Here is a 15,885-nt window from a genome sequence, read left to right on the forward strand (position 1 = left end):
GCACGTCTCAACAGTAGGCCGCGGAAGGCTTCTACGGGCAGCGCTCTGACGCTCTTGCCCGAATGCGGACCGACCATCCGTCAGCATCTGCTATGCGCCGATCGGGTGAACCGGCCGCAGGGCGAAAACCTTGCCCTCGTCTGTCCCCTTACGCCCTCTATCCGCCTCCTTGTTCGCCGCTCGCCCACCAGCCTGTCCCGGTCGACGCCCCGCCCCGATCCATCGGTCCGTGACAGGGATCTGTCCTATTCCGTCGGTTCTTCGATCGGCACAGCCGCCTCGCGCGCCACATCCGGACCCTGATCGAGCAGTACGGCGAAGCCGTCCTCGTCCAGCACCGGCACCTTCAGCTGCATGGCCTTTTCGTACTTCGAACCGGGGTTGTCACCGACGACCACGAAGGAGGTCTTCTTCGAAACGGAACCTGTCACCTTCGCTCCGCGGCTCTGGAGCGCCTCTTTCGCGCCATCCCTGGTGTGGCCGGCCAGCGTGCCGGTGACGACGACGGTCAGCCCTTCGAGCGGGCGCGGCCCCTCGTCCTCGCCCGTGCCCACGTCCTCCATCCGGACCCCGGCCTCGCGCCACTTGCGCAGGATCTCCCGGTGCCAGTCCTCGGCGAGCCACTGCTTCACCGACGCGGCGATGGTCTCCCCGACCCCGTCGGCCTCGACCAGCTCCTGTTCGGTCGCCTCGTCGATCCGGTCCATGGAGCGGAACTGACGGGCCAGTTCCGCGGCGGCGACCGGGCCCACATGACGGATGGACAGCCCGGTGAGGATCCGGGCGAGCGGCGCCTCCTTGGCCGCGGCGATGGCGTCGAGCATCGCGAGGGCGTTCTTCTTCGGCTCGCCCTGCTGGTTGGCGAAGACCCAGGCGGTCTTCTCCTCGCCGGTCTTCGGATCGCGCTTGGGCAGCCCGCTGTCCTGGTCCCGGACATAGGCCCGGATCGGCAGCAGCTCCTCGACGGTCAGCCCGAACAGATCGCCCTCGTCGTGCAGCGGCGGCTCCGCGGGCTCCAGCGGCTCGGTCAGGGCCGCGGCCGCGACATAGCCGAAATGGTCGATGTCCAGGCACTTGCGGCCCGCGAGATAGGCGATGCGCTCCCGCAACTGGGCGGTGCAGGACCGCGCGTTGGGGCAGCGGACATCGATGTCCCCCTCCTTCATGGGCTTCAGCTCCGTGCCGCACTCCGGGCAGTGCGTCGGCATCACGAACGCCCGCTCGGTGCCGTCGCGGAGGTCGACGACCGGGCCGAGGATCTCCGGAATCACGTCGCCCGCCTTGCGGAGCACCACCGTGTCCCCGATGAGGACGCCCTTCGCCTTCACCACGTTCTGGTTGTGCAGGGTGGCGAACTCCACCTCGGAGCCCGCCACTTTGACCGGCTCGACCTGGGCGTACGGTGTGACCCGGCCGGTTCGGCCGATGCCGACCCGGATGTTGACCAGCTTGGTGTTGACCTCCTCCGGGGCGTACTTCCAGGCGATGGCCCAGCGCGGCGCGCGCGAGGTGGAGCCGAGCCGGCCCTGGAGCGGGATCTCGTCGAGCTTGACGACCACGCCGTCGATCTCGTGCTCCACGGAGTGCCGGTTCTCGCCGAAGTACCTGATGAACTCCCGTACCCCGTCGAGGGAATCCACCACCTTGTTGTACTTGGCGGTGGGCAGACCCCATTCGCGCAGCAGCTCGTAGGCGTGCGAGAGGCAGTCGATGTCGAAACCCTCGCGGGCACCGATGCCGTGCACCACCATGTGCAGCGGGCGGGTGCGGGTGACCTTCGGGTCCTTCTGGCGCAGTGAACCCGCCGCCGCGTTGCGCGGATTGGCGAACGGCTTGTCGTCGGCCTCGACGAGCCGGGCGTTGAGCTCCTCGAAGGCCTCCATCGGGAAGAAGACCTCGCCGCGGATCTCGACCAGCGCCGGGATCCGGTCGCCCTTCAGCCGGTGCGGGATCTCGGCGATCGTACGGACATTGGGGGTGATGTCCTCGCCGGTGCGGCCGTCGCCGCGGGTGGCGGCCCGGGTCAGCCGCCCGTGCTCATAGGTGAGGTTGACCGCCAGACCGTCGACCTTCGGCTCGCACAGGAAGTGGTAGTCGGTGGTGCCGACCTCCTTGGCGATCCGCTCGCCCCAGGCGGCCAGCTCCAGGTCGTCGAAGGCATTGTCCAGCGAGAGCATCCGCTCGCGGTGCTCGACGGAGGTGAATTCCGTCCGGTACGGGCCCGCGACCTTCTGCGTCGGCGAATCCGGCGTACGCAGCTGCGGGTACGTCTCCTCCAGCGCCTCCACCTCGCGCATCAGCCGGTCGAACTCGGCGTCGCTGACGACCGGCTGGTCGTTCACGTAGTACCGGAAGCGGTGCTCCTCGACCTGCTCGGCCAGGAGCGCGTGCTGCTCCTGGACCTGTGCGGGCACGCCCGTCTGCTGTTCGCCGGCCATCGTCTCGTCCTCCCGTTACCCGTTGCCCCGTTACTCAGGGTTGTCTGCGAGCGATCTCGCGGCCCGAGCGCAGTGGGCGAGCGCGGCGCGCGCGTACGCGGGCGAGGCACCCGCGAGCCCGCACGACGGGGTGATCACCACGGACTCCGTGAGAGTCCCCGGATTCAGCCCCAGCCTGCGCCACAGCGTCCTGACACCCATGACGCTACCGCCCGGGTCCGACAATCCGCCCGAGGCCGGGTCGGTGCCCGGCACCACCCCCAGGAAGAGCTGGGTGCCGCCCTCGACGGCCTCCCCGATCGCGTCCTCCTCACGCTCGGTGAGCAACGAGAAGTCGAAGGAGATACCGCCGGCCCCGGCCCGGCGCAGCAGCGCGAACGGCACTTCGGGCGCGCAGGTGTGCACGACCGTCGCCGCGTCCCCGCCCGCCGCCAGGACGTCGCGCAGGGTGCCCTCCACGACCTGGCGGTCCACGGCCCGGTAGGTGCGGTAGCCGCTGGCCGTCCTGATCCGCCCGCGCAGTACGCCGGTCAGCGACGGCTCGTCGAGCTGGAGGATCACGTCGGCGCCGGGCACCCTGCGGCGCACCTCCGCGAGGTGGGCGCGCAGCCCCTCCGCCAGTGAGCCCGCCAGGTCTCGGCAGGCCCCCGGGTCGCCGAGCGCGGCCTCGCCGCCCCGGCGTTCCAGCGCGGCGGCCAGCGTCCACGGCCCGACGGCCTGGACCTTGAGCGGCCCCTCGTACCCCTGGGTGAACTCCTCCAGGGCGTCGAGGTCCTCGCCGAGCCAGGACCTGGCCCGGCGGGTGTCGCGTCCGGGCCGGTCGCTGATCCGCCAGCCGCTGGGCTCGACATGCCCGTACAGGTCGACGAGCAGCCCGATGGTCCGCCCGATCATGTCCGCACCGGGACCGCGCGCGGGCAGTTCCGCCAGATACGGCAGGCCCTCGCCGTCCCCGAAGGAACCGGTGACGGTCTTCGCCGCCTCCCGGGCGTCTCCCCCGGGCATGGACCCGATCCCGGTGGCCGGACAACCGCTGAACTTGCTCTTCTCGCTCACACGGGAAGCGTAAGGGCTGCCCCGCAGGGCGTTGTTCCGGAAGCGACGCCGCCCGGCCCGCGCGGGGTCAGCGCCCGGGGCGCACCGTCAGGTCGTTGACCTCGGCGTCGCGCGGCAGGTCGATGGCCATCAGGATCGTGGTGGCCATCGACTCCGGGTCGATCCACCGGGAGGCGTCGTACTCCTTGCCCTCCTGCTGGTGGACCTTGGCCTGCATCGGGCTGGCGGTGCGCCCCGGGTAGACCGAGGTAACGCGGACGCCGTTGGCGTGCTCCTCGTGGCGCAGCGAGTCGGCGAGGGCCTTCAGACCGTGCTTGCTCGCGGCGTACGCGCTCCACTCGGCGTGCGCGGCGAGGCCGGCGCCCGAGTTCACGAAGAGGACGTGGCCCTGGGCGACGCGGAGCAGCGGCAGGAAGAGCCGGGTCAGCTCGGCGGGCGCGACCAGGTTGGCGTTGAGCTGGAAGTGCCAGGCCTTGGGCGTGAGGTCACCGACCTTGCCGAGCTCCACGACGCCCGCGATGTGCAGCAGCGAGTCGACCCGCTCCGGCATCGCCTGCTGGGCGAACGCCCACGAGAGCCGGTCCGGATTGGAGAGATCGCCGACGAGCGTGCGGGCGCCGGGGTGGAGCTCGGCCAGCTCCTTGGCACGGCCCGCGTCGCGGGCGAGCAGCACGGCCTCGTCACCGCGCTCCAGTAGACGGCGGGTGACAGCGGCTCCGATGCCGGAGCCGGCACCGGTGATGACATGAGTGGACATGCCCTCATGATCGCACCCCGCCGCCCCGTCACCGCAGGCCGGACCACTCCTCCAGATAGGCCAGCGCGCCGACACCATCCTTGGCGAAGAACACCAGGTCGGTCAGCGGGACGGGCAGGAAGCCCTCGTCCTCCATGCGCTGGAACTGCTGGCGCAGCCCGTCGTAGAAGCCCGCGGTGTTGAGCAGGACGACCGGCTTGTCGTGCTTGCCGTGCTTCTTCAGCTCCAGGATCTCGGTCGCCTCGTCGAGCGTCCCGGTGCCGCCCACCATGATCACGACAGCGTCGGCCTTCTCCAGGAGCAGCGCCTTGCGCTCGGCGAGATCGCGCGCGATCACCATCTCGTCCGCGTTGGTACGCGCCTTCGCGGCCAGGAAGTCGACCGACACCCCCACCAGCCGCCCGCCCGACTCCTGGACCCCGTCGGCGACGACCTTCATCAGCCCGCTCTCCGAGCCTCCCCAGACCAGGGTGTGGCCGCCCTTGCCGAGCAGCTCGGCGAATTCGCGGGCGGGCCGGGTGTAGCGCTCGTCGAGGTCGGCGGCGGAGAGAAAAACACAGATCTTCATGGAGCAACCGTAAAGGCCGCCACCGACACACCCCGGCACCCGGCTACCAGGAAGGACCGGGACCGGGGAAGAAACCGGTCCACGAAACGGCTGACCCTTGTATGACTACGTCACCAGGACACCGCATCACGGTCGAGCCCGGCACCGAGCATGTACGGGTGGTCCGCGACGGGCAGATGCTCGCCGAGAGCCGGCGCCCGCTCGTCCTGCGCGAGACCGGCTGTCCGGTCCGCTACTACCTGCCGCCCGAGGACGTCCGTACGGACCTCCTGACAGCCTCGAACACCCGAACCCACTGCCCCTTCAAGGGAGATGCCTCCTACTGGTCGCTGCCGGACGCCCCTGACCTCGTCTGGGCCTACCCGGACCCGAAGCCCGAAGTGGCAGCGATCAAGGACCACTTCTGCTTCTACGACACCGAAAAAGTCACTGCGACAGTCACCGACTGATCGCCAGGAACACCCCTGACCTGGGAGTTCGAAGAACTTCAAAAAAACTTCGGCCGGAGCGATGAGTTTTGCCGGGCCCGGCGGTCCACCCTCGCATGGACAAGATTCTCTCCCGCGACGGCACCATGATCGCGTACCGGCACCGGGGTGAAGGGCCGCCGGTGATCCTGGTGGGCGGCTCGCTGGGCACGGCGGCGACCGAGGCGCCGCTGGCGCGCCTGCTCGCGCCGCACTTCCGTGTCGTCACGTACGACAGGCGCGGACGCGGCTCCAGCGGCGACAGCGGCCCGTACGCGGTGGAGCGCGAGATCGATGACCTGGCCACGCTCGTCACCGCGGTGGGCGGCCGGGCCTCGGTGTTCGGCATGGGAGCCGGCGGGGCACTCGCCCTGGAGGCGCAGGCCGCCGGGCTCCCCGTGGACCTGCTGGCGGTGTACGAACCGCCCTACACGCCGAGCGCCTCGGGCCTGCAGTACAAGGCGTGCTGCACCTCCCGCCTGCACCGGCTGCTGTCCACCGGGGATCGCGCGGGGGCCGTCGAGCTGTTCCTCTCCGTGACGGGCGTGCCGACCGACATGATCGCCCGGATGCGCCGCGCCCCGCTGTGGAGCGACCTGGTGGCGATGGCCCACACTCTCGCGTACGACGACGCGCTGCTCGGCAACGGCGCGATCCCGGCCGCCCGGTTCGCCTCCGTCACGGCCCGCACGCTGGTGATCTGCGGCGGCTCCAGCCCCACCCCCGCCCGCCAGTCCACCCGCGCCCTCGCGGAAATCCTCCCCCGCGCCCGCCACCGCACCCTGACCGGCCAGACCCGCGACCTGGCCCCGCAGGCGGTGGCCCCGGTCCTCACGGAGTTCTTCGCCAGGGACCTGTACGCCCGCCAGGCCTCCTGAGCCCACGGCCCGCCCCGCGCGGCCACGCCCGTACAGGGGTCGGACGTGGATGCGCGGGGCGTCGCGATGCCGCCTTTACCCGAGGTGTCTCATCGCACAGCCCCACGCCACAGCTCCGGCTCCGCCTCGGCGAACTGCTTCTCCCGCGCATCCGCGTCCGGCAGGACGAGTCGCATCTCTCGCCGGAACGCCGCACCGTGACCGGCCGCGCGCAGGTGGCAGAGTTCGTGGACCAGGACGAGATCCACCAAGGACGGCGGCAACTGCAACACCGCCCAGTGAACCGTGATCGCACCGTCCTGGCGCAGGGCCCCCCATCTCGGCCCGAGATCACATGCCTCGACCTGTGGTGCCGGCAGCCCGACGCGTGACGCGTACGAGGGCAGCCGCCCGGAGAGCCATCGGCTGCCGCGCGTCTCGTACCACCGAGCGATCCGGCGTGCGCCTTCGTCGGCCGTCTGCGGCCGGGGCAGCTCCAGCCACCCCCGGTGCAGCCTCACACGGCCGACTTCTCCCGGGGGCAGGAGCTTAAGCCGGTGCCGTCGCCCCAGATAGGTGAAGCCGGTGCCTCCGACGAGTTCCTTGACCGGCTCGTCCGGTCTGGTCCGCCTGCGCCGCACCTCGCGCGCCAGGCGCGGCAGCCGGGTCCGTACGGCCTGCGCGACCGCGGCCGGGTCGGCGTCCGGTGGTACGGCGAACAGCACATCCCCGTCATCGTCGACCTCGATGCCCAGGGTGCGACGCCGGGGCCGTACGACGACCTGCCACGTCCACTCCCCGGGCACGGGGAGCGCCGCGATCGCCTGGTGGACGGGAGTACTCACGGGGCATTCCTACCACCCGACAGCACGGATTCCCTGGGCGCCCCTTGCTCAGCGCCCGTTCTGTTCCCCGTACCGCAGGAAGTCGTCACGGCGCTCGACGGCCAGTTCCACCAGAAGCCCGGCAAGCGGGCCGGTGTCCTCCCAGTCCAGGGAGACGTGCCTCTCCAGACTGACACGAAGTTGCTTGCGGACCCGGTCCCTGGTGTCCGTCAGGTGCACGATGTCCGGTGAGCGCACGTGGCCGGCGATCTCCACAGTGAGGGCACGGGCGGCTGCCATCAGGTCGGCACCCGGCAGGGTCAGCGCACCTTCCTCCAGCTCCTGTACGAGCAGTCCGTGGACCGGCCGCTCGGTCAACGGGTCGAGTCCGCTGCCGGCACCGGTGTCCTCGGCCCCGTCCGTGTTCATGTCGCCGACCAGCTGGGTGAGCTCGGCGGCGGCCTTCTCGAAGTCGTCCCGCATCTGCTGCACGATCTCGTCGAGACGCCGGCTGAAGCGGGTGTAGCGAGCCCGGTCGGAGCCGATCTCGGCCGCGATGCGCACCTTGACGGAACCGGTCATGTAGGAGACCCGGGCACGCGGGTCGCTGTTGGCGTTGACCCGCTCCATGAAGTCCGCGGCCGTGAGGTCGACGGGCGGAACCCGCTGCTCGATCTTCGTCACCTTCAGGTGCCGCGCCATCAGCTGCCGGATCTTGGCACCGTAGCGGCGCGGGCTGAAGTCGTCGCGCCCGTCGAGGTATCGGCGGCGAGCCAGGTACTGGACCTCGCCGAGCAGACGGGCGAACGCCTCGTACTCCAAGGCCTCAGGTCGTGGCAGTACGGCGTTGAGGGCGGTGAGGAAGTCACGTGCGAGCTCGTCGAAATCGGCGCGCAACAGCGGGTCCTCAAGCGCGGCCAGCAGGTCCTCCCGCTGTTCCTCCACCTTGAGGGAGGTGACGCCCACCCGGTCCAGGAATTCGGAGACGCGGGTACGCAGATCTGCGAGCAGGGCATCGGCCGCGACATCGGCCTGGAGCAGCAGACGGTCCCGGACCGGCTGGTTGCCCGTGAACGCCTTCTTGTCGAGGTGATCGACAGACGTGTCGTAGCCGTACAGCTCGCGCAGGTGCGCCTTGTCGTACTCCCCGAGCGAGCGGGCGAGTTCCGGGCCGATCCCGATGAAGTCGACGACCTGACCCCAACGCTTGTCCCGGTACGGCCGGTTGGTACGAGCGACCGCCTGGAGCAGCCCCGCGCCGGACAGCGCGCGATCGAGGTAGAGCACCTGCTCGACGGGGGCGTCGAAGCCGGTGAGCAGCATCGACTGCACGACCAGGAAGGCCATGGGCGCCTCGCCCGGTTCCTCCCGCTCGGCCACCGGCGGGTCCGGCTGCCGGCCGTCCGGGTGCCAGACCTCCCCCGTTCCGCCGGGCGTGCCCAGTCCGGACGCCGAGGTCCCGTGGGCGGACACTTTCCACGCGGGATCCTCGGCAGCGGCGAGCGGGTCGCCGATGCCCTTCTGGAAGCGCTCGATGTAGTCGTCCTGGTGGGACTTCGAGGTCCAGCACTTCCATGTCTCGGGGTCCTTGCGCCCACTGTTCGGCTGGGCCTCGGAGATCACCACGGCGGCCTCGATGGACCTGAGCAGGTCCCGGTGAGCGACCAGGTCCAGCAGCTCACGTTCCTCCCCTTCGGCCTCGAAGGCTGCCATCGGATCGTGTACGAGTTCCGGGTCGAGGGCGTCGATCTGCTCCACCAGGCGGTTCCGTGCCGCGATGAGGGCGTCCCTGTATCGGACCGCCGCAAGCCGGGAAACAGCGGCGAGCTGGGCGCCGAAGCGGTCGGGCAGCGCGTTCCGCGCCCAGTGCCGCAGCATGTAGTCGGCCTTCGCCTCGATCACGGAGGGAGCTTCGAGGATCTCCTTGCGCCGCGCGAACTTCCCCAGGACGCGCTCGCGCTGCTTGGGGTCGGCAGGCACCTTCTCGTCGAACTCGGCGTCCAGCGCCGCCTTCTCGATCACTTCCAGCGGGACGCTGTACGCCTCGTAGCGCACCGGAACCACGGCCCCGTCCCGCTCGGCGTCACGCAGGGTGTAGAGGTCGGCGAAGGGGCCGAAGATGTCCTCGGTGGTCTTCCGGTCGCCACTGAGGATCGGGGTTCCGGTGAAGCCGACCATCATGGCGTTCGGCAGCATGGCGCGCAGTCGCGCGTGCTGCCACTGGTCCTGGCCCCTGTGGGCCTCGTCGATCAGGACGACGATGTCCGGGCTCGGGTTCTGAACGCGGTTGTACAGATAGCCTTCGCCGTCGTCCCCTCCAGGAAGTTTCTCCTCGCGGCCGTCGTACTCCGAGTCATCCCTGCGTGCCTTCTGCAACGTGACGAGGACAAGATCGGGCACGTCCACCGCGAGGTAGCCGCGCGCCTGCGCCACGCTGGAGGCCCGGTAGATCGTCTGGTTGCTCGCAGCGAGGCTCCCCCGGATCTGCTTCTCCAGGTCGAGCCGGTCCGTCACCACGACGACCTTGTGTTCCTTGAGACCAGGTGTGCTGCGGAGATGGCGCACGAGGAAGGCCATGGTGAGGCTCTTCCCGGAGCCCTGGGTGTGCCAGACGACTCCGCCCCGCTGGTCGACCGGCTCACCGGCGTCGATCTTCCTGCGCCGTTCCAGCAGGCGCTGGGCCAGTTTGTGCACGGCCTTGAACTGCGGGTAGCGGCCGATGATCTTGACGGTACGCGGGCCGCTCCCGGCCTGGGTGGTGAAATCCCGGACCAGGGACAGCAGATGCGCCGGTCTCAGCACACCGGCCACCAGGATGTCCTGGTCGCTCAGCGCGGTGCCGCTGCCCCTGCCGGTCTCCTCGCGTACCTGCTCCTCGGTGGCGGGCAGGGTGGTCCGCCAGGGCGCGAAGCGCAGCGAGTCGGCGGTGACGGTGCCGAGCTCGGCGTGGTCCCGGTCCGTTCCGATCAGCACCTGGGCGAAGCGTACGAACTCCGCGACGGGCGCCGGCGCGTCCACGCCCGCGTAGCCGATGACCTGCTCGACGGCCGCGTCCAGCGCCGCGCGCTGTTCCTGCCGGGCGGACACCAGGGGGGCCTTGCACTCGATGACGACCCAGGGCAGACCGTTGACGAACAGGACGATGTCCGGGATGACGGGTGCGGCGTTCTTGCGTTCCACCCGGAACTGCGAGACGGCGAGAAAGTCGTTGCCGTTCTCGAACTCACCGTCCCAGTCGACGAGTCTGATTTGTTCGGGCTTGCCCTTGGTCCAGCCGGGGACGGTCCGGGAGTTGATCCCCTTACGCAGGAGATCGGTCGCGTCCAGGTTGCCCGCGACGCCCCTTCCCGGGCTTCCGAATCCCGGCGCCGTGCCCTGGACCCGGGCGAGGAGGTGATTCAGCTGGGCGTCGGACAACCATGTCTTGCCGTGGGGGCCAGGGTTGATGCGGGCCACCGCAGCCCGGAATCGTTGTGCGTAGACGACCTGCTCGAAGCTCGTCCGCCCGGAAGGGCCCGGCTCGGTAACCGTGCCGTGCGGCGGGCCGCCTTCGAGGTGCGTCCACCCCATGGCGGTCAGCTGACTGGTCAGCGGCTTCTCGGTCTTGTCGTACTCCGGCTGCCCCATGCCTGGTCTCCCCGCGCGCCCGTCACCGTACGTCCCACCCGCACCCGTATGGGTGTACGCGGAACTCTACCGGCGGGCACCGGATCGGCCAGGGCGGAGGGCGGGGCGGCCGAGCAGGGGCAGCGGTCAGCTGGTGAGCGCCAGTTCGAACCAGATGGTTTTGCCACCCGAGCCCAACTCTCCGTCCCCTATGGCGCATCCACCCCAGCGGTCGGCGACGAGTTCGAGGATGGCCATGCCCCGCCCCGCTTCGGCCTCCGGGCCGACGGCCGGCCTGTAGGGCTTGGGCAGATCCGGGCTGAGGTCCCAGACGCTGACTCTGAGCACGGGGTGCAGCCACTGGAGCCGCACACCGGCGGGACCCTGGGCGTGCCGCACGGAGTTGGTGGTCAGCTCGGAGGTCAACAGCTCTGCGCGGTAGCTGAGTTCGGCCAGTTCGTGAGCGCCGAGGACGGCCCGGAGGGTGGTGCGGGCGATGCGAGGGCCTCGCGGATCGCGGGGGAAGACGAGTTCGTAGCTCCAGGGGTCGGCGAAGGGGATGGGGGCGGGGTGGAGTGCGTACGGGGTGTCGTCGTACGGGGCGTGCGGGGCGTAAGGGGTGGGCTCGGTCCTCACGGGCACCTCCTGGGGTGCGTGCGAGTGGGTGGGTGAAGTGGGCGTGCGCCAGGGGTGGTTGCGGTTGTTGCACCACGAGTGACGGTGGCAATGCCGGTCCGGGGCCTGCCTCCCGGGTGGGCAGGATGGGTCGGTGCACTTCCGTCGATAACAGTGAGCGAGTGGCGCACACCAGAGAGTAGAGGTCGAATGCATAACGGTGCTACCAAGTCACCCCGAAGGGTTAACTTCCCGATTTCGGTGGACCGCGACGTTTCCGCCGGAAACACTGTGCGCGGCTCCAGCAGAGAACGAGGACGACACGTGGCACCACGACATGCCCCCACCATCCTTCAGCGCCGATTCGGCATCGAGTTGAGGCGGCTTCGAGAAGCTGCCGGCATGACGGCACCAGAGGCCGCAGGCCTGCTGGGGACCGATCGGACGGTCATCTCCAACGTGGAGGCTGGGCGGTTCGGCATCAGCGAGGAGCGCCTTCGGCGCCTGGGCAGCATCTACGAATGCGACGAACCTGATCTGATCGACGCACTGGCGGCACTTACAGGTGGACGCAGGACGGGCTGGTGGGAGGAGTACCGAGGCAAGATCCCGCCGGGCTTTCTGGATGTATCAGCCCTGGAGAACTACGCCGTCCGCCTGCGCACGGTCCAGACAGCGCATCTGCCCGGCCTGTTCCACACGGAAGACCATGCACGCGCCATCTTCGAACTCTTCGTCCCGTCGCTACCCCGCCTCGAAGTCGAACTACGGGTGGCGCACCGCATGGCCCGCCAGTCCGTGATCGCGGGGGATCACGGGATCCCGTACTCCGGCGTGATCCACGAAGCCGCAATCAGGATGCAGCTCGGTGGCCGCAGCGCTGCACGCGCCCAACTGCTGCACTTGTTGGATGCCAGCGAGCACGCCAACGTGACGCTCCAAGTCATCCCGTTCACGGCGGGCGGCTACCCGCTCCTCGGCGACTCCTCCGTCCTGTACGCAGAGGCTCCCAACCACCACCTGGACACAGTGCAGATGGACTCACCGACCGGGGCGGTGTTCATCGACTCCCCCACGCAGCTGGCCAACTTCCGCACCAAGCTGGACTTGGTCGAAAAGGTGGCGTTGACTCCTTCCGAGTCCAAGGGCTTTATCCACTCCGTCGCCAAGGAGCTGTAAGAGGTGTCTCACGTGTCCGACCTGCACTGGGTGAAGTCGTCGTTCTCCGACGCAGGGGGGAACAACTGCGTTGAGGTCGCCGCGGTGAAGAACGCAGGCGTTGCAATGCGCGAGAGCGAGAGCCCCGGTGTCGTCCTGGTGATTAGCCGGGCTGCCCTGGGAGCACTCGTGCAGAAAGTGAAGAAGGACGCCGTCGGCGCACAGCTCCCCTAGCCTGGAGCCGCGCCGCTGCACCGGGTCGCAACTGTCGCGCGTCCGACGTCATTGATGGACTGACCGTCACGCCAACGCACTCGCCATGCCACTAAACACGTCGCCAGCCATCCCCAGTTGGACCATGCCTAGCTTCGCGATCTGCCGCTCCAGCAAATCCACCCTGTCGCGAACGGAACGAATCACACCAAGCAGCCGTTCCTGCTCTTCGAGAGGCGGGACGGGAACAGGCATCTGCTTCACCTGGGTTGAGTTGATCGAGGCCAGGTTTGTGGTCTGCTTGCCAACCCTCTGGAAGTAGGCGCGCCCCGCCGCCGAAGACGTGTACAAAGCCAGAAAGTCTGGTGACATACGCTCGCCGCACCTGACGCGGAACACATGGTTCTGGTGAAGACACGAGGCGATCCGGCCATCCCAAACTGCCCCCCGGCCGAGCTTGTCGAGGTCTCCCCCTTCGGTGAGGAGGAGGTCCCCCTCCCGGAGAGCAAACCGTTCGTACTGCGACTTGAGAATCCGAACCGTCTTCAGATCCGCAGTGTCAATACGACCGTCCAGGACATTGGCTACTCGGAGATATGGCAACTCAACGGTGCCGCCACCGACGGGTTCGGAGCCGAGTGTGACCCCAGCAGCCACGGTTGCCACCTCCCCCAGCGGCATGTAACTCCAACCGGCCCCAGAGGCCTGCTCCGAGTCGCGCGCGGTCAGGTTGGACCATCCCATTCCCCTTGCCGTCGGCCCGCTCTCCGCTTCCAAGACCTCCAGCGACACCGCGTACTTCTCCGCCCACCTCCGGAACGCCGCCACCAGCTCGCGCCTCCGCCCCGCCGTAGCCGAGTCCAGGCGGCCGGACAGGTCCGCGTCCAGGACCTCCAGCACCACCCGTTCCGGACCGTCCTCCTCCGCGTCTCTCACCACGTCCCGCGCGGCCCGCAGCTGGCGTAGGAACACCTCGTCCAGGGCCTTCCGCTTCTTCCTGGCCGCCGCCAGAGCCTTCTTGCACGCGGTGACGTCGCGGGTCAGTGCGGCGATCTTCTCTGCCGAGGCCACCGGAGCAGCGTCCTCCTCCGGCTCGGCGCCGTCCGCGCCCTCCGCAGCCTCGTCCGCCTCAGCGTCCTCGTCCGTCGGCTCCGGCCCCTCCGCCTCGGCAAGCGCCTCCAACGCCGTCTTGTACGCCACGTCGGCCTCGGTGACCGCCTTGTCCGCCAACGCCACCGCGTCCAGGAACTCCGGGATCAGCACCCGCACGACCGGCTGGTCCATGGCACGTCGGCGGTCGGTGGACGTGACCGTCGTCTTCTTGCGGGTCGCGGTGTCGTCGCCGGGGATCACCGGCTCGACGATCGCTTGGACCGAGTCGACCCAGCCGGTCAGCACCCGCTCGAATCCGCCCGCCGCCAACGCCTTCATGTCGTAGCGGTTGGTGGCCCACCAGTCGGCGATGATGCCGGCCGTGGTGAACTCGTCGATCACGCCGACGGCGCCGATGTCCCGCTTGAACGAGTCCAGGAGCCCGCTCCGCAGCTTCATCAGCTCACGGTCCGCCGCGAGCCCCGCGAAGAGCGGCGCGTGGGCCTTCCACCACGTGGCGTACACCTCGTCCAGCTCCGACTTCTTCTTCTCCGCCAGCCACGGGATGCGGGCCGCCGTCGCGTCGGGGCCCTCCGGCAGGAAGTCGTAGTAGTCCGGGTCGGCGTCCCGGACGGCGAACAGCTCCGTCGCGTCCACACCGAACGAGCGGAACAGCTCGGCCCGGTCCGCGACCTCGGCCACCGGTACGCCGCCGTACAGGTGCGCCCGTACGTCCTGGGGTTCGGCGGGCGGCGAGTTGTCCACCCAGCGGCGGATGTTGAGATTGGCCTCGGCAGCCTGCAGGTCCTCGACCTCGACCTCACGCGAGTACCGGGGGATCTGGCGCCACTGCTGGTACGTGGTGACGATCTTCTCGACGTGTTCCGGGCGGAGTTCGTTCTGGTTCCGGCCCGCCGTGAAGTCCCGGTCGGCGTTGATGAACAGAACCTTGCCCACCCGCTTGGCACGCTTGCGGTGCGGGCGGCGGAGCACCAGCACACAGGCCGGGATGCCCGTTCCGTAGAACAGGTTCGGGCCGAGGCCGATCACCGCCTCGATGCAGTCGTCCTTGAGGAGCTGCTCGCGGATGTCTCGTTCCTTACCGCCCCGGAACAGCACCCCGTGCGGCATGACGATCGCCGCGACGCCCTCCTCCTCCAGCACGGCCACCATGTGCTGGACGAACATGAGGTCGGCTTTCTTGCCGCCCTCCGGCGCCCAGTGCTTCATCCGCTTCCCGTGGTTCTTGTCGGCCTCGGCGACCAGGGAGGCGTCGTAGTTCAGGGAGAACGGCGGGTTGGAAAGGACCTTGGTGAACCGGCGCAGTTGCGTGGTGCCCGGCTGGAAGTGCAGCGGTTCGGTGAGGGTGTCACCGTGCTGGAGGTTGAACTGCCGGATGCCGTGCAACACCATGTTCATGCTGGCCATGGACCAGGAGGGGCCGTTCTTGTCCTGGCCGTTGACCGAGAGGTGCGTCGGGTCCTCGCCGTGCTCCTCCACATGCTCGCGGGCCGCGATCAGCATGCCGCCGGAGCCGGCGCACGGGTCGTAGACGGACTCCTGGGCCTTCGGGTCGACGAGCCGGACCATCATGCGTACGACAGCGCGCGGGGTGTAGAACTCCCCGCCCTTCTGCCCGGCCGAGTCGGCGAACTCCCCCAGCAGGAACTCGTAGGCCGCGCCCAGCATGTCGGGGAACTCGAAGTCCTCGTTGCGCAGCCGGTAGAGCGTGAAGTGGCGGATCAGCTGGGCCAGTTCGGCATCGGTGAAGCGGGGCTTCGTACCGATGATCTCGTTGAAGCTGATGTGGGTGGTGACGCCGGCCAGACGCTCGTTGCCCTCGCTGAGCGCGACCATCGCCTGATCGAGGCGCTCACCGACCTTGTCGGTGAGGGTCTGGATGCCGGGCGCGGGGTTCTCCGGGTGCTCCAGGTCGCGGTGGGGCCCTTTCCACCAGCGTGCCCGGGGCGGCACGTAGAAGACCTCGGCGTACGAGTCCGGGTCGTTGGCCCGCTTCAGCGCCTTCGTCTCGTCCTTCGTCCGGTCCAGGTGCTCCCGGTACACCCGCTCCCACTCCGGCTGGAACTCGTCCGAGGCGCGCTTCAGGAAGAGCATCCCGAAGATGTAGTCCCGGTACTCGGAGGCGTCCATCCGACCGCGCAGGATGTCGGCGGCCGAATACAGGTGCCGTTCGAGCTCGGGCAGGGTGATTCTGGCCACGCGCCATTCCTTCG

At 69.2% G+C, this 15,885-nt stretch carries 12 protein-coding genes; 4 read left to right on the plus strand and 8 right to left on the minus strand.

Features of this window, described 5'->3' with window-relative positions:
* Positions 1-245: 245 nt before the first annotated feature.
* The 4 genes from ligA to OG520_RS11880 all read right to left on the minus strand — a co-directional run bounded on the left by ligA (position 246) and on the right by OG520_RS11880 (position 4,819).
* On the minus strand, positions 246-2,438 hold the full coding sequence (ligA, locus tag OG520_RS11865; RefSeq protein WP_406013147.1) for an NAD-dependent DNA ligase LigA: 2,193 nt from the start codon (positions 2,436-2,438) through the stop codon (positions 246-248).
* Between the two features lie 30 nt (positions 2,439-2,468).
* Positions 2,469-3,494, minus strand: a complete 1,026-nt coding sequence (locus OG520_RS11870; protein WP_399334468.1) for a methionine synthase — start codon at positions 3,492-3,494, stop codon at positions 2,469-2,471.
* A 67-nt stretch (positions 3,495-3,561) separates the two neighbouring features.
* Positions 3,562-4,251: an SDR family oxidoreductase gene (locus OG520_RS11875; protein WP_399334466.1), complete on the minus strand. Its 690-nt coding sequence runs from the start codon at positions 4,249-4,251 to the stop codon at positions 3,562-3,564.
* A gap of 28 nt (positions 4,252-4,279) precedes the next feature.
* Positions 4,280-4,819: a TIGR00730 family Rossman fold protein gene (locus tag OG520_RS11880; RefSeq protein ID WP_399334464.1), complete on the minus strand. Its 540-nt coding sequence runs from the start codon at positions 4,817-4,819 to the stop codon at positions 4,280-4,282.
* A 101-nt stretch (positions 4,820-4,920) separates the two neighbouring features.
* On the opposite strand from OG520_RS11880, the gene OG520_RS11885 reads away from it, so the two are divergent.
* Positions 4,921-5,268 carry a DUF427 domain-containing protein gene (locus OG520_RS11885; RefSeq protein WP_399334462.1) on the plus strand — a complete coding sequence of 116 codons (348 nt, stop codon included), beginning with the start codon at positions 4,921-4,923 and terminating at the stop codon, positions 5,266-5,268.
* 95 nt (positions 5,269-5,363) lie between these two features.
* Complete coding sequence (locus tag OG520_RS11890) at positions 5,364-6,164, plus strand: alpha/beta fold hydrolase (RefSeq protein ID WP_406013148.1); 801 nt, start codon at positions 5,364-5,366, stop codon at positions 6,162-6,164.
* 89 nt (positions 6,165-6,253) lie between these two features.
* Here OG520_RS11890 and OG520_RS11895 read toward each other — a convergent pair whose 3' ends face one another.
* The 3 genes from OG520_RS11895 to OG520_RS11905 form a co-directional block, all read right to left on the minus strand.
* Positions 6,254-6,988, minus strand: a complete 735-nt coding sequence (locus OG520_RS11895; protein ID WP_406013149.1) for a M48 family metallopeptidase — start codon at positions 6,986-6,988, stop codon at positions 6,254-6,256.
* Positions 6,989-7,036: 48 nt separating this feature from the next.
* The gene (locus OG520_RS11900) at positions 7,037-10,594 is read right to left on the minus strand and encodes a type I restriction endonuclease subunit R (protein ID WP_406013150.1); all 3,558 of its coding nucleotides are present in this window, start codon (positions 10,592-10,594) and stop codon (positions 7,037-7,039) included.
* 126 nt (positions 10,595-10,720) lie between these two features.
* Entirely contained in the window at positions 10,721-11,209 is a 489-nt protein-coding gene (locus OG520_RS11905) for an ATP-binding protein (protein WP_406013151.1), read from the minus strand.
* Positions 11,210-11,512: 303 nt separating this feature from the next.
* Between OG520_RS11905 and OG520_RS11910 the strand changes: the two genes are divergently transcribed.
* Together OG520_RS11910 and OG520_RS11915 are read left to right on the plus strand one after the other, a co-directional pair.
* Positions 11,513-12,367: a helix-turn-helix domain-containing protein gene (locus OG520_RS11910; RefSeq protein ID WP_401988166.1), complete on the plus strand. Its 855-nt coding sequence runs from the start codon at positions 11,513-11,515 to the stop codon at positions 12,365-12,367.
* Positions 12,368-12,370: 3 nt separating this feature from the next.
* On the plus strand, positions 12,371-12,580 hold the full coding sequence (locus OG520_RS11915; protein ID WP_401988167.1) for a DUF397 domain-containing protein: 210 nt from the start codon (positions 12,371-12,373) through the stop codon (positions 12,578-12,580).
* A gap of 66 nt (positions 12,581-12,646) precedes the next feature.
* Here the strand turns inward: OG520_RS11915 and OG520_RS11920 are convergent, their stop codons facing one another.
* Positions 12,647-15,871: an N-6 DNA methylase gene (locus OG520_RS11920; RefSeq protein ID WP_406013152.1), complete on the minus strand. Its 3,225-nt coding sequence runs from the start codon at positions 15,869-15,871 to the stop codon at positions 12,647-12,649.
* Between the last annotated feature and the right edge of the window lie 14 nt (positions 15,872-15,885).

It is taken from the genome of Streptomyces sp. NBC_00984 (genome assembly GCF_045162475.1).
GTDB lineage: Bacteria > Actinomycetota > Actinomycetes > Streptomycetales > Streptomycetaceae > Streptomyces.